The organism is Lutimonas sp. (genome assembly GCF_051011215.1).
Lineage (GTDB): Bacteria > Bacteroidota > Bacteroidia > Flavobacteriales > Flavobacteriaceae > Lutimonas.
In genome coordinates this window covers 1-14,319 of the sequence record NZ_JBPCUJ010000073.1, presented here as the reverse complement: position 1 = coordinate 14,319, position 14,319 = coordinate 1, and the positions used below count along the sequence as shown (strand labels likewise).

Here is a 14,319-nt window from a genome sequence, read left to right as displayed (position 1 = left end):
ACCCCAAATGCTGGGCTGATCAGGTTTTCCCCAATCATCTCTGGTATAGAATTCTCCTGTTTTTATATCTCCAATGTTTCCTATTTTATCCATTTCTGTAACCAATCCGGTCCAGTTTGCGATGCATTGACCTAACCAGAATCCATAGAGCTGATCATAATAAGAAGATCGAGAAATGATGAGATCCGAATCTGAATGTTGGTATGTTTTATAAGAGAATTCGGAATTTTTAAGTGGTGGCTCGGTAAGAGATTGAGTTTTTTCTTTTGGTCTGTTTTCACAGGAAATGAATATGAAAATTAGACAGATGAAGCTTGGGTATAAGATTGATTTCATAAAATAAGGATTAAGGTCAATCAAAAATAGAATATTATTTATTGTGTCGAAATTAATTTGTGTACAATTAAAAAGGGAATCAGACGATTTGTCTAAATTCCCTTTTTGAGCCAAAACACATACTTTTAAATGGGGGAAAAGCTTAGGATTTGGGTTTGATATTCTGGTTCACTTTAAATAAATTTCCCGGGTCGTATTTGGTTTTAATCTCTACCAAACGATCATAGTTTTGACGGTAGCTGTCACGAACTCTTTCCTGTCCCTCATCCATCATAAAATTCGTATAAGCGCCTCCTGATGAGTAAGGATGCAAGGCTTCCTGATAACTCTTGGCCCAGTCAGTAATTTTTGCAGCATTGGCTGGATCCGCATCTACGCCAACAAAGACTCCTGCATAATTTGCATCGCGGTAGGCCCATGGAGTATCTGTTAGTCCCGGTTTACTTGCGGCTCCGCTAATTGGATATAGATGCATTTGAGACAAGGGGGTAGGTATCTCGGAACCAAATTTTTTGTGTTGAGCCCTTGCTTCCGCTCCCAGTTCTGTAAAGAAATCAGCTCTCCAATACCATTGTAACCCATGTGGCATCAACCCGTCAAACAAGGTTTGTATTGATGGGTAAGGCATTTCACCTACGTGCTGAAAAACAGGATTCTTGGCCAATACCGGGGCAAAGATACTTTCAAACTTGGAAGGATCTCCTGTATAACACCAGACGATGCCACAGAACTTTTTGAGATGAAGTTCTTCAGGAAACGGAGGTCCTGGAATTACCATAGTAGCGACAAACCCATTCAAATCCTCTTCGGAATTATGAATAAATTCATGGTACCATTCCATAATTTCTTCTGTTTGTTCCACAGGCCAGAGCGTAGGGCCGCCAATGACAGTTTTCACGGGATGTCCTTGAAATTTAAAGGAAGTTACAATTCCAAAATTACCACCACCTCCTCTAATGGCCCAAAACAAATCAGCATTCTGATGCGCATTGACGGTAACAAAAGAACCGTCTGCCAAAACCATGTCGGCCTCAAGAAGATTGTCGATGGTCAATCCATATTTTCGAGATAGATGTCCAACACCTCCACCCAGTGTGAGACCTCCAACCCCTGTCGATGAGATGATCCCTGCAGGTACTGCCAATCCAAATGGATGGGTGGCGTGGTCCACTTCGCCCCATAGGTTTCCTCCGCCGACTCTGACAGTATTATCTTCAGTATTTACTCGGACAAACTTTAATCCCGAAAGGTCTATTACCATCCCGTCATCACAGATCCCAAGTCCGCCACCGTTATGTCCTCCTCCTCGAACTGCGACAAGGAGGTTATTTTCTCGGCCATAATTTACTGCTGCCATTACATCAGCCACATCAACGCACATAACAATCATGCCCGGATGTTTATCAATCATTCCGTTATAAACTTTTCTTGTTTCATTGTAATTTTCATGCTCCGGGAGAACAATCTCTCCACGTATTTGAGTGGTGAACTCTTCGAATTTGGCTTCCATAAATTTGATATTTAGATTAGGTTAAAAATGTTAGTATAAAATTAAAGCCTTAAGAATCAGGACAATTCAAATTTTGAATCAAATACTACTATTTTTGATTCGTTTTGCTCATTTTTGATACGATCCTCATTTAAATATGGGAATCGTTGGGCTGGTTATAAAGAGACTTTAATTTTTTTCAATTTCCTGACGACGCATGGGCATGACATCAATCAGCCCGAATAAGGTTTTGTTTTTAACTTCAGTATTCGAACGGTATTTGACACCTCCATCAAGCCCAATTAAATAAAAAATAAAGGAATCTGTGTCAGACAAAAAGGATTTATAACCGGGATGAATTTCTTTAAATGTGGATTCGGTCATGCCTGTTTTTTGCATTCCTTGAGTCAATGAAATGACTTTGATCTTCCTGATTTCCAACCCTTCAGGGTCTGCTTGCAACTCGCTAATTTGATTTTTATAAGTTTCGTTATCCACCGAATCAGATGCAAGAATAACCAATCGGTTTTTCCACCGATAGTCATCAATACCTTGTGCACTCAAAGAACCCCATAGCAAAATTGCAGATAGGGGCAGAAAAGAAATAAAAAGCTTCATAACTTTTAGGTCAATTCTATAAGTTACAAAATTCCCGGGAGTACCGCTTTTCTTTTTTTCGGATAATCTTTGAAATTTTCTTTATACCATTTATGATGACCGACGGCCCTTGGTAATAAATTGGCAAAAGTCCAGACAAGAAAAGTTAGCGCTGGTAAATTCCAGGCCATAATTGCAAAGCCGGACCATTGCATTAATTCTCCGAAAAGATTCGGGCAGGAAATATAATTAAAAAGAAAACCTTTTGGAATTTTATAGCCAGTCTCTCCGGGTTTTCTCAAATGAATTAAAATATAATCGCTCTTTTGATTGATAAAAAAACCAAGTGTAAATAATAAAGCGCCAAGAATAAACGTAGGGCTGTTGAATGATTCCGGGCCATAGGTCTCAAAATGAGCGAGAAAGTAGCCATTTAAACCGGCGTTGATACAGTTAAAAAAAATGGCGGAGCCAACAATTAAAAGAGGCATTTTTTTACCCCTGGTCCTTATTCGAAAAGGATAAATAAAGGTCCGATTCAAATAGTGAAGCAACCACAAAATGGAAAGCATGCTTGCATAGCTACTCTGATTTGAAGTGAGAAAAAAATAGAGAATGATAAAAAAGGAAGGTGCTTCCATAATGATCCACCCCCATTTATTCGAAATTTCAGGCCCCCAGCCATTTTTTACATGCCTCCCGTAAGGAGCATTTACGAATTGCAAGAGGATAAAAGAGGCGAGTCCGATGGATGCCCAAATGATACAGATGATGTGTAAGGTAGTTAGTGTCATTCCATTTTATTGTTAATGAACCAATTCAAAAGTTGATCAATCGATTGTTGAAGGGGTCTGTTCTTATGACCTAAATCATTTGTTGCTTTTAAACAATCCATATTTTTTGGAGCCTTCTTTAAAGTGGTCAGGCTTTCTTTACTAATAGGCCATTTTAAGGGAAAAATCCTGTCGTATAATCTGATGACTGGAAGCAAGGCAAGCAGGAAATCAATAGGCAAGGACATGGGAATTTTAGTTTCGTTTGTCATCCTTGCGAGTTCCTTTAAACTTATATATGTTCCTCCAAGCAAATAAATACCCCCTTTTCGACCTTTTGTAATCGAAGCGATAATCGTGTCGACCAGATCCCTGACATCCACTAAATTGTATCCACCATCGGTAATAAAAGGAAGGGTTCCTTTATGCAAATCCAGGATCGTTTTTCCAAAGGGAGATGGCGAATTATCTTCGGGCCCAATGATGGCAGTAGGCCTCAGAATACAAGCGTCCAAATGATCATTTTTTACGGATGCCAGCACTTTTTGCTCCGCAAGTGCTTTGGTCCAGGCATAGAAAAAAGTCTGATCGGATCTATAGGGAGTGTTTTCATCAAACACTTCATTATTTGCCGGATCTTTCGCTACTGTGGAAGAACTGATATAAAGAAAACGAATAGGTCTGTTTACACAGGCTTTCAACAGATTCTGTGTGCCAGTCACATTCACCTTATAAACGAGATCTTGATCTTTTTCACCCAAAGAAATGGCGCTGGCAGAATGAACAAGTGCCTGGCAATTCTCTGTCAATTCCTCCAGCGCCTTGGTATTTTCCAGATCACCTCTAATCCATGACAAGTTTTTATGATCAAAAGGCAATGAATTATGCCGGATCAGTGCTTTGACCAGAAAACCCTGGTTCAAGAGTTCTTTGAGGAGGTTTATCCCAAGATGCCCTGTAGCACCCGTTACTGCTATGTGTGCGGGCTTAGTCATTTATCCTTTGTCTTTTCTTTGCGATTTCATCCTTCAGAATGCTGTTAATATCTTGTTTGGCCCCTGCCAGGAGATACACTTTTGTTCCCTTATCTCTGGCATACTTATTGGAAACAGTCCCGATCAAGGTGACAGAATCAAACAAAGGTGCTTCCCTTTTTCTTTCAGGATCATCATCCCAGGGACCTTTTACAAGAATGACATTTTCAATACTTCCTTGATCAAGAGGATACCAATTAAGGTAATCGGCCTCCATGGTTAATGCTTCAGTATATTCTTGTTCAGCATAAAAATTGATCGAACCTGCCATGCCATAGCCATCGCAATGAATGAGCGTAGCTTCTTTATTTTTAACTTGCATAAAAGCTTCATCCACAATACCAGCAAGTTCTTCCCAGCCCACCATATCGGCATAATCCTGAGGGATCAAATGATTTTTTCCATCTTCCCATTTTAGCATTCCCATTGTTTCGAATATTTCATGCTTTTCAGCTATTTTTTGCGGGCTTAAAACTGGTAAAAGCAGCTGGAACAGAGGAATTATCACAAGAATCGGAATCAGGAGAAAAACGGGCCTTAGTTTATATTTCCATCCTTTGCTCAGGAGGTATTCTATATAAACGGCTCCAAATCCAATATAGACAGGATATAGACCCATGGCATAATAACTCTTGGCTCTTAGAAAACTATAAAAGCAAAGGACTAATATCAAGGTCCAGAAAAGAAATTTATATTTTTTGAAAGGACGAAACCAAAAGAATGAAATGAAACCCGCCAGCAGGACAAAATGTGCACCGCTAAAAAAGAAGAGTTGGTCAATTAAAAAATCCCACCGGTTTACATGGACCAACTGGGTGTCAGACAGGGTAGACAAATGCCAAATGACCGGAAAATCATTTTGATATTGCCACCAAAGATTTGGTGCGATTATAATCAGGGAGAGGGCCATGATCCATAAAAGGTCGCGATTGAGAAATAAATGCCGCTGTTTACTTAATAGAATTGCAGGAATGAGACCCAGCAGCAAAAAAGAAATGTTGTATTTATTCAAGAAACCAAAGGCAAAGGCAATGCCGGCATACCAAAACCATTTTTTTTCATGTGTTTGAACATAACGAATAATTGTATAGAACAGAATGGTCCAAAACAAAAAGTCGAAGGAATTAGGCTGATAGAGCGTGTTAATCCTTAACAGGGCCGATAGTGTGATACAAAGAGCGCTAAGACTTAGGGCATATAATTTACCACCTAAATGCGCTACTGTTTTCCAAACAAAATAAATGGTGAGGGCCCCGAAAAGTGCCGGAAAAAATTTAACCCAGAATACAGAATTTCCCAAACTGATGATCAGAAATGAAATCCAGGAAGTAACCGGAGGAACTGATAAATAGCCCCATGCCAGATGATTTCCAAGGTCCAGATGTAAATATTCATCCCTGTGTAATTCATATATAGGATTGATAGCTACAAATTGCAGCACAAATTTTAAAAGGATAAAAAAGACTAAGGCTGGTTTTCTGAGATCCATGAATGAATTAAAAAGCTAGTGCAAGATAGAAAAAAGCTTAAAAAAAGGACAGTATAAAATACCTTAGCTCAGTTCTGCTGCTTTTAATGCCTGAATCATATGTCTTCTATTGTGCATAATCACAACTCTCAAGGCATCACCAAGTTTTATTTTAAGCCAAGGGGCGATACTGATACCGCATTTGGTCCTGGCTATATCTACAGTGGATGCATTTTCCAGGATTTCCAGTGTTTGTTCCTGGTAGGCGCCAAATTGTTGCAGCGTAGAAAGACTTAAATCACTGCCAATCGGATTACTGGAAGTCAGTGTTTTCATTTTTTTCGAATGCTCAATAGGTCCTACCATTTTCACAAAATAGTTGCCCAGTATACCGCTTTTAAATTGAGTTGTGGGCTTTTTGTATTTAGTTCCTTCCAGGTTCTTTTTAATTTCAGGAATATAAAAAGCACTGTAAATATTTAAATGAGCCAAGCATTCCAAAGCACTCCAGGAATCCAGATGGCTTCGTTTATTCAATTCTTCCTCAGAACAAAGAATTAATCTGTTGAGATCAGATTGATTCATCTGAGTCGTTTTTTGCAGGTCCTTTAGTAGTTCAAGTGTTGTAAAAGTCATGATTGATAGTTTTGTTCAAAAATGCTGTTTAAAATTTGAATTTTTGTTGATTCAAATCAAGATTTCTTTAATCTGGACAAAGTTTCAGGGCTCATCCGAAGGTAGGAAGCTATGTATTTGTGAGGGATTTCTTGAAATAATTGCGGGCTTCTTTTTAAAACTCGGTGATAACGTTCTTCAGGGTTTGTGGTCAGTAAATCTGTTTCTCTTTCCATTTGTTGAATAACAAATGCCTCTAGAATTTGTTTCCACAAGTGTTGGTTTAAGGGTGTTTGATCCATCAAAATATTAAAATCAGATTTTTTTACAGATCTGAATTCAGTTTTTTTCAGTGCTTGAATGTAAAATGAAGTGGGTTTATTTGTTAAAAATGAATCCAGACAGGTGACTATGGAATTCTGATAGCCAAATCGGATGGTGTGCTCTTCATTTTCATCGATCATAAAAATTCTGACACTGCCAGTGAGGATATGGTATAAATGACTTTCAACAGATCCTGCAACTTTAATATACTCGTTGCGATGGATCACTTTTACATTTTCCCATAGTTGTCCCTTGGAAATCTGATCGAGCAGTTTTTCAAAAACAGCCACTTTAAAAAGCTTTATCGGGGTTTGATTGTTCCTTCACAGGGATCCATATTTCCTCTTCTGCCATTGGATCATCAGGTCGATACGTTTCAGGCAGCAATTCAAAATGTTCACGAGCATCAATTTCGTAAGCGGCATCTGGCAGCCATTCCTGAAAGATATAGTTAAAGGTTTTATGAAAATCTGCAGGCAATCCTTTATGAATGAATACCGCGTAAAGACCGGCGTTGAGCACATATGGCTGGAGCATATCCGGAATGTTGGTATGATCACTCACTTCTATCGCGGCCCATTTGGTGAAAACACTTGTGGGTTTCATCGATTTGAAATCAGCTCCTTTGTCGTAAACCTGCATGGAATATAAGTCAGTATTGATGCTATTTTTAATCGTTCTTTTGAGCGGCATAAAGGAACTCCATAATTCTCGAGTACGATTATCTGCCATGGACATCTCCAGATGCTGACCACAAAGCAATTTTTTTTCTAGACGGTGGATTTTTTTAAACATAGATACTGACCTAAATGAGGTTTAAAATTCAAAAGTTTTTGAGATATACAGCTCATCATGAAACAGGACTTCTGCATGACCACTAGGGGCATCATAAGGTGCTTTTGGCAACATTGACGGGTTTGAAGGATAGGAGCCATCTTTAAAAGTCAGTTCTTTAAATACTCCGGCATCTTTTACAAGAAGCAAGGCCCAATCATTGACTTTTTTAGATTCTACGAAAATAGGAGACCTGGTAACTGAAAAACGGGTAATTACTTCTCCATATTTGTCCAACAGAAGGAAGGTACAGCCTCCGGATCCGCAAAAATAAGGACTCATAAAACGTACAAATATTTCGTCATTCCCATCCCCGTTTAAATCAAGCTGATAAAATTGGAATTTTCTATCATTGTCTTGCAGAAAAGACAGCTCCTCTTTTAAATAATCATTGACCAGGAAATTCTTAATGTTGTTCGCCGTTTGTTGGTCAGTTGATTGAGGAACAAAGGGAGACTGTTGCTCCGGTTTCTGTTGTTTCACCACTACAGAATCGACCTCCTTGTCCTGATCTTTTTCCACTCCTTTTTTTGAATCGGTTTTACAGGATGTACCAATTAAAACTAGTACTAAAAACAAATAAATCAGTTTTCTCATAAGCACGTTTAAGATATGGATGTGTTAATTATAATTCGGTTCTCGAATTTAAGCATTTAAATAGTACAGCGCAAACGCTTCAAATGATGCGAAGGACCTGTCAAAGTCATCGCAGGCGCCAAACCCATAGGACATAAAAACAAAAGGCACGCTGGCTATACGGCTCTGTAACATGTCTCCATGGGTGTCCCCCACGTATACCGGGTTTTTCAAATGATAGGAATGTACCAGACTGGATATATTTTCATGCTTTGCTTTGTAATTCTGTCCATGAGCCAGACTATCTGTAATTAAATGCTCAATCTGAGCAAATTTCATAAAGTGCTTGATGGTATCTTTTGGGCAGTTGCTCACAATAAATAATTTGTAATAATTACTTAATTTTTCCAGATATTCCTTTACTCCGGGATAGATACGACCTCCAATTTCATCAATTAAATCATATTGTAATTCAATGACTTCCTGATAACATGATTTTCGGGATTCGCTTGTCATTTCAGGAAGTACTTTTTCTAGAAACTGAGCTTCCTCCAGTCCCATCAAAGCATCTAAATCAGCTTTGCTTAAAACCGTATCCATACCCTGTTTTTTGAAATATTCATTCCAGGCAAGCGTATAGGTGGCGACAGCGTCCCACAAGGTACCATCCATATCAAAAATGATGGCATCGCGGAGGTTTTTTTGTGATTTAATTGTCAAAAGAATAAAACGTTATTTTTTGGCTAACCTTCTTAAAGCGGCCCATTGTCTTAAGGTATCTTTGGCTTCAATTGCCGGATAACCAAGGATTGTTTTTCCGTCAGGGATATCATTCATGATACCGGACCTTCCGCCAACGGTAACACCATTTCCTATGGTGATATGATCTTTTATTGCAGCTTGACCCGCCATGATCACCCCGTCACCAAGGGTCACCGAACCTGAGATTCCACAAAGCGCAGCAATCATGCAAGCACGACCAATTTTACAATTATGTGCTATCTGCACTAAATTGTCAATTTTTGTGCCGTCACCTATGGTGGTTGAACTGAATTTTCCCCTGTCCACGCATGAACCGGATCCTATTTCAACCTGGTTTCCGATCACGACATTTCCAATATGAACAATCTTGACGATGCCCCTTCCATCAGGACTCGGTCTGTATCCAAACCCATCAGAACCAATACTTACATTGGCATGCATGATACAGTAATGCCCTATGATGCATCGTTCACCAATTACAGTACCTGATTTTATAAGAGAATGACTGCCAATTTCGGCCTCATCCATAATTGTTACATTTGGATAGACCTTTGTGTTCGGGCCGATCTTCACATTGGGCCCTATATATGAATTGGCTCCAATGGCAACTCCTGGTCCAATTTCAGCCGTATCACTGACCGTTGCCGTTGGGTGAATTCCGACAGCTAACTCAGGTGCCTCAGGGGTAAAGATTTCCAACAATTTTGCCATGGCCAAATCCGCATTGTCAACTTCGATAAAAGCCCTGTTATCACCGGGATTTTTTAATTCAAGAGAACGATCGATGATCGCTGCCGAAGCTCTGGAACCCTCCCATAGAGGAATATATTTTTTATGTCCGATAAAAGTGATGGCACTTTCAGTAGCAGATTCTATTTGTTCTGGTTCAGAAATTTGATGTTTTGTATGGCCTATAACAGTCCCTTCTAAAAGCTTTGAAAGCTCTTCAATTGTGTAAGATTTTGATGCTTTTTTCATGTGCGAAAGATATGAATTTCCTAGGAGTTGTGTTTCGCTCACAATGACATTTCATATAAATTATTAAGTGCAAAATTGGTTGATTTTTCACCCACTTTTTTAAATCCATAAGATTCATAGTATTGGCAAAGCTTTGTATTTGAGCCGTCGCAATCAAGTCGAAACTTTTTTATTCCTTGCGATCTAAGATCTTCAATGATCTTTAATAAAACAGTTTTACCAATTCCAAGGCCCGAAAATTCAGGAGGTACAACAAGAGAATGAACATATCGAACACTTTTTTCAAGCCCTTTATTTTCCCAGTATAAGGTGTCTGTTTTCAATAATCTGAACATGGCAACCTTCCTGTTGTCCTGATTCAAAACAAAGTAAAATTCATTATTATCGAAGCCTTCTTGTACCCATATTATTTTTTCCTGGGGAGGGTCTGCCCAGTAACTCCATTGACTCAGGTTTTTTTTGCCCAAGGACTGACTGGCCAGTTTAAAAAAAAGTAGTGCGTCGCTTAGCTCTTCCGGAGAAGCTCTTTTAAATTGAAGGTTCATCATTGCGATTCAATTTTTATTTTTTTCTTAGAAGTGCTACCCAGTCATTTTTTCTGGTTTTGATCTTCTTTTCCGGCGGAGTTCCCAGGCTTAGAACTTGTCCACCTGTAATAGCTGTCAAAGATCCTTGCTGTAATGCCCCACCTGCTAATGGATCAAACCAATGAATGGAATAGACATTCGTATCGTCACTTAAATCAATGTTATAGCCATCATTTTTAGGAAAATACAGGGCATATACTTCTCCTGATTTCTTAAAACAAAAGGAAGGACTTCCACCAACCAGTTGGTGATCGGGTTGCATTTCCCAATAGGGCAGCTGCTCTGTAAAAAAGCGTTTAGCATGATTTGTGATTTCCCAAAGCTGATTTCTTTGTCGCCAATCTTCTGAAGAAAGATCGTTATGCGGAAATTTAGCACCAAAATACCATTCAAGGCCGGCGGCTCCTGAGAGTAAGGTGCCCCATAAAACATCACCTCGCAAGGTCCCGTGTCCGGGTTCGAGAGAATCTGTGAGGGCAGCAGTGTGCCACATACCAATTTCATCCATTGTGATCAACCAGCTATGTCCTTGTTTTTCAGAAGTTTCTTTCCATATTTCAACAACCCTGGCCGCTTCTTCTCTCTTATCCACTTGAAGAGAAAGACCATCAAGTTCTTTAAACCCGAGTATTTGAGAAAGCACATCACCCCTGGCAGGCTCATGAGAATGGGTATGTAGAAGTACCGGATGTTTGTATGGGTCATTATTTTTAATGTGACTGATCATCGCTTTTCTTTGATTATCATTCTGAGCTTCTGGAGTAAATGATGCCGGGCCATTTTCTTCACCTAAATTCCAAATAAGGCCAGGATGGTGCCCAAACCTTGCAATAAGTTCGTTTAAGTATAGTTGTCTTTGGGGTCCTGTATCTCCTCCGTCCAGCATTAACTCATTCTCTGTTTCCTGCAAAACTATATGCAGCATAATGCCTTTCCGCTGCATATGGTTAAAAATGATTTCCCATTGAGCAAGTTTACTCACATCAAAACGTCGGAAATCAGAAGGATCCCTATAGGGCCAGACATCCTTACCATCTCCCATGATATTCAAGGTCAGAAAGTAAACGGCATTCATTCCTTTGTCATTTAAATAATTTAAAGCTCCCAGAAGCCCTTTTCCTTTGCTACCCTGCCATACAGGATCATTGATGTCCCAATCTTTAATATGATTCTTATAGCTGTGAATTTTATCATTTGCTTCGGCTTCACCCTCTCTTTTTTCTTCCTGCATCCTGAATGTACCATCGAAATCTTCAAAAGCCAAAAGGTTTTCGGGGCTGTTGGCTCCCATTTTTAGCCAATATTTTTTAGTATCATGAAAGAAAAAATAGCCCGAATTAACAGATATTCTGCCATTTTTGTAAAAACAACTGGTCGATGCTGAATCTGAAACAATAGTAAAGTCACCCAGGCTGTTTGAAATTTCAACTTCTGTGGTGGAACCTTCAGCCCCAATGGCACTTTTTTCACCCTTCTTTAAAGTCGCTTTATAAGTCCATTCTCCAGGCCTGTCAGCAGAAAAACGAGCTTGCCAAACTCTCCCTGAATCAGCACTTGTCTCGGCGGCATTTCCATCAGCGGCATAAAAACCCCTCACAGTATAACTCGTGTCAGGATGCTTAAAAACAACCTCAAGTCTGTAATTTAAAAAGGGATTATCAGGATTTGTTTCTGAGAGCTGGGGACCTTCAAAGTCTATTTGAATCGCTTCCCATTGCTTGAACTCACCAAGTTTGTTTTTTGTAGCTATAGGTTCGCATTGAATCAGTGATAACAGGACGGAAAAAAGAGATAATTTAATAAAATAATTCATGTAGTAAAAAAGCAGGTTTTCTATTAATTTTAAGCAATTAAAGTATTGAATTCAAGGGCTTTTGCAACCCAAAAATCCAGGTCTTCTTCTTTGTCAAACCCTTCAGGGTCAATAAACAGGAAGCCCCTCATTACCGATCCTGTAAAATCCATGGGCCGGCTGCCGTCTTTTTTTAATAAGTTTTCATAAGGTAATTTTCCAACCCGAACCATAAGCCTGTCCGTGTTTGATTTTTTATCAATATCGACGCCAATACACATTTTATCATTGACCATAAAAATGAGGCCTCCCATCATTTTCTTTTCCACAACCTGTCCCCTCTTAAAGAGCCTTTGTCTTACCCTATCGGCCAAATACTCGCTAAATGCCATAACTATCCTTATTCGTTTTTCAGTGACTAAAATACAATTTAAACACTTGTTAGTATCAACCTGCAGAATCTAAAACACATTTGACACCACCCCGGTCCATTTCAACTATACACTCGTTGCATCGATTGCATAAGCTTTTTGAAAGGTTTCCGCTCCTTATTTTATGTAGAAATGAAGGATCGTGAATTAAGGGTCTTGCCAAGGCAATAAAATTAAAGCCTTTCTCAAGTATTTGAAGCATACCATCAACCGAATCCACACCTCCGAGATAGACCAGGTCGAGGTTTACAGCCTTTCTTACTTTTAAGGCCTGATCCAGAAAGAAGTTTGGTTCAAATTTATATTCTTTGATGATAAAAGGTCCAAAAACGGCCATGGTAATTTTTTCCGCCCAGGAGCTGCCATTTTGTATCATACCCTTTAAAGGTATTTTTCCTCGCATTAAATAGAATGGGGTTTTACTGGTAAAACCTCCGCTTAATACAATGGCTGCACAGTTTATTTTTTCAAGTTGTTTCGAAACATAAACACAATCTTCTAGTGAAAATCCATTTTTGAAACCATCTGATAAATTAAGTTTTACCAGTACGGGGAAATTTTCTCCAACAGCCGTAACAACTCGCTGCACCAGCTGTAACGGGAACCGACTTCTGTTCTCAATGCTTCCTCCAAATTCGTCTTTTCTTTTATTGGTCAAAGGGCTTAAAAACTGACTTAATAAATACCCGTGACCCATATGAATCTCAACAGCGTCGAAACCAATTGTTTTAAGTGAAATGGCTGCCTTCACAAAGTCGTTTATTACGAGTTCCATATCTTTTAGCGTCATGGCTTCTGAAAAGCCCATTCCTGACAAGAACCCATAGGCATTGAAGAGTTTGCTGGGAGCAAGAATTTTTCGGGCCGTTTTATTTTTTGAAAAATACCCACAATGCGTGAGCTGAATGGAAACTTTAGCTCCTGCAGCATGAACCTTTTCCGCCAATAATTTTAAGGGGACTAAACTGTCTTTATGAATATACATTTGACTGTCAAATGTTCTTGCGTCAGCTGATACGGCACCATATGAGATGGTGGTCATCCCAACCCCTCCCTTTGCCAGATCAACATGATGATCAATGAGTTTTTGGGTGGGAATGCCAGCGGAATACATTCCTTCAAAAGTGGCCGATTTTATAAAAACATTTTCCAGAACAACTTGTGATGACCCAATAGAACGCTTTATAAAAGCCTTGTTGATCTGATTGATAGTATTGGGTTTTGGTTGCATCAGCAGGAAGTTCTACCGCTAAAATAAGAGTTGCATTAGTAGAAATCAAGAACATTGAATTAATTTATACCAAATAACCCGTCAGCCATCTTCTTTTCTAATTCTGGCGCCTGCTCCTTTATACTGATTTTAATGGAATTATTTTCTTCAATTGCATCAAAACCTGCTAATTGTAAATAACCGGCTAGTGGAATTTGTTGCACTCCGGAGACATATTGTTTAAAAAAATCTGTTTGATCTTTACCACTTGCTTCTGAGATCAATTTTTCAATTTCCTCTAAAGAATAACCATTATTGGTTCCTCCGTATTTTTTGAACAAGGTACGCATCACATCATCTAGGCTTTTTTCATTGGCAGTGGATGCTCTAATAATCATGTCCTGAGAGATGCCAACAAAGAATCCTCCACTATAAATGAGGCCCCAATGATCATGCTTTTGATCACCATCAGTCATGGAAAGCTTTCCAACTCCTGTATCGGTTATGTAGCGT

16 protein-coding genes and 1 pseudogene are annotated in these 14,319 nt (G+C 39.1%); all 17 read right to left on the bottom strand.

Annotated features, from left to right (window positions below):
- Positions 1-336, bottom strand: a pseudogene (locus tag ACR2MV_RS07125) (hypothetical protein); the annotation flags it as partial.
- Between the two features lie 142 nt (positions 337-478).
- Positions 479-1,846 carry an FAD-binding oxidoreductase gene (locus ACR2MV_RS07120; RefSeq protein ID WP_434021216.1) on the bottom strand — a complete coding sequence of 456 codons (1,368 nt, stop codon included), beginning with the start codon at positions 1,844-1,846 and terminating at the stop codon, positions 479-481.
- Between the two features lie 168 nt (positions 1,847-2,014).
- On the bottom strand, positions 2,015-2,443 hold the full coding sequence (locus ACR2MV_RS07115) for a DUF4174 domain-containing protein (protein WP_434021215.1): 429 nt from the start codon (positions 2,441-2,443) through the stop codon (positions 2,015-2,017).
- A gap of 23 nt (positions 2,444-2,466) precedes the next feature.
- The gene (locus ACR2MV_RS07110; protein WP_434021214.1) at positions 2,467-3,216 is read right to left on the bottom strand and encodes a DUF1295 domain-containing protein; all 750 of its coding nucleotides are present in this window, start codon (positions 3,214-3,216) and stop codon (positions 2,467-2,469) included.
- Positions 3,213-4,190, bottom strand: a complete 978-nt coding sequence (locus ACR2MV_RS07105; protein ID WP_434021213.1) for an NAD-dependent epimerase/dehydratase family protein — start codon at positions 4,188-4,190, stop codon at positions 3,213-3,215. Before ACR2MV_RS07105 ends, ACR2MV_RS07110 begins: the two co-directional genes overlap by 4 nt.
- Positions 4,183-5,718 (bottom strand): ArnT family glycosyltransferase, encoded by a 1,536-nt coding sequence (locus tag ACR2MV_RS07100; protein ID WP_434021212.1) that lies wholly within the window; start codon positions 5,716-5,718, stop codon positions 4,183-4,185. Before ACR2MV_RS07100 ends, ACR2MV_RS07105 begins: the two co-directional genes overlap by 8 nt.
- A 63-nt stretch (positions 5,719-5,781) precedes the next feature.
- The gene (locus ACR2MV_RS07095) at positions 5,782-6,333 is read right to left on the bottom strand and encodes a DinB family protein (protein ID WP_434021211.1); all 552 of its coding nucleotides are present in this window, start codon (positions 6,331-6,333) and stop codon (positions 5,782-5,784) included.
- A gap of 56 nt (positions 6,334-6,389) precedes the next feature.
- On the bottom strand, positions 6,390-6,926 hold the full coding sequence (locus tag ACR2MV_RS07090; RefSeq protein WP_434021210.1) for a Crp/Fnr family transcriptional regulator: 537 nt from the start codon (positions 6,924-6,926) through the stop codon (positions 6,390-6,392).
- A 1-nt stretch (position 6,927) separates the two neighbouring features.
- Positions 6,928-7,431: a GyrI-like domain-containing protein gene (locus ACR2MV_RS07085; RefSeq protein WP_434021209.1), complete on the bottom strand. Its 504-nt coding sequence runs from the start codon at positions 7,429-7,431 to the stop codon at positions 6,928-6,930.
- Between the two features lie 21 nt (positions 7,432-7,452).
- The gene (locus ACR2MV_RS07080; RefSeq protein WP_434021208.1) at positions 7,453-8,067 is read right to left on the bottom strand and encodes a hypothetical protein; all 615 of its coding nucleotides are present in this window, start codon (positions 8,065-8,067) and stop codon (positions 7,453-7,455) included.
- A gap of 48 nt (positions 8,068-8,115) precedes the next feature.
- Positions 8,116-8,766 carry an HAD family hydrolase gene (locus tag ACR2MV_RS07075; protein WP_434021207.1) on the bottom strand — a complete coding sequence of 217 codons (651 nt, stop codon included), beginning with the start codon at positions 8,764-8,766 and terminating at the stop codon, positions 8,116-8,118.
- Positions 8,767-8,778: 12 nt separating this feature from the next.
- Entirely contained in the window at positions 8,779-9,786 is a 1,008-nt protein-coding gene (gene lpxD / locus ACR2MV_RS07070) for a UDP-3-O-(3-hydroxymyristoyl)glucosamine N-acyltransferase (protein ID WP_434021206.1), read from the bottom strand.
- 38 nt (positions 9,787-9,824) lie between these two features.
- Positions 9,825-10,334 carry a GNAT family N-acetyltransferase gene (locus tag ACR2MV_RS07065; protein WP_434021205.1) on the bottom strand — a complete coding sequence of 170 codons (510 nt, stop codon included), beginning with the start codon at positions 10,332-10,334 and terminating at the stop codon, positions 9,825-9,827.
- 13 nt (positions 10,335-10,347) lie between these two features.
- Positions 10,348-12,186 carry a DUF5060 domain-containing protein gene (locus tag ACR2MV_RS07060; RefSeq protein ID WP_434021204.1) on the bottom strand — a complete coding sequence of 613 codons (1,839 nt, stop codon included), beginning with the start codon at positions 12,184-12,186 and terminating at the stop codon, positions 10,348-10,350.
- 29 nt (positions 12,187-12,215) lie between these two features.
- Complete coding sequence (locus tag ACR2MV_RS07055) at positions 12,216-12,557, bottom strand: TfoX/Sxy family protein (RefSeq protein ID WP_434021203.1); 342 nt, start codon at positions 12,555-12,557, stop codon at positions 12,216-12,218.
- Positions 12,558-12,612: 55 nt separating this feature from the next.
- Positions 12,613-13,827, bottom strand: a complete 1,215-nt coding sequence (locus ACR2MV_RS07050) for an NADH:flavin oxidoreductase (RefSeq protein ID WP_434021202.1) — start codon at positions 13,825-13,827, stop codon at positions 12,613-12,615.
- A 59-nt stretch (positions 13,828-13,886) separates the two neighbouring features.
- A partial coding sequence (locus ACR2MV_RS07045; protein WP_434021201.1) for a hypothetical protein occupies positions 13,887-14,319 on the bottom strand: 433 nt, incomplete at its 5' end.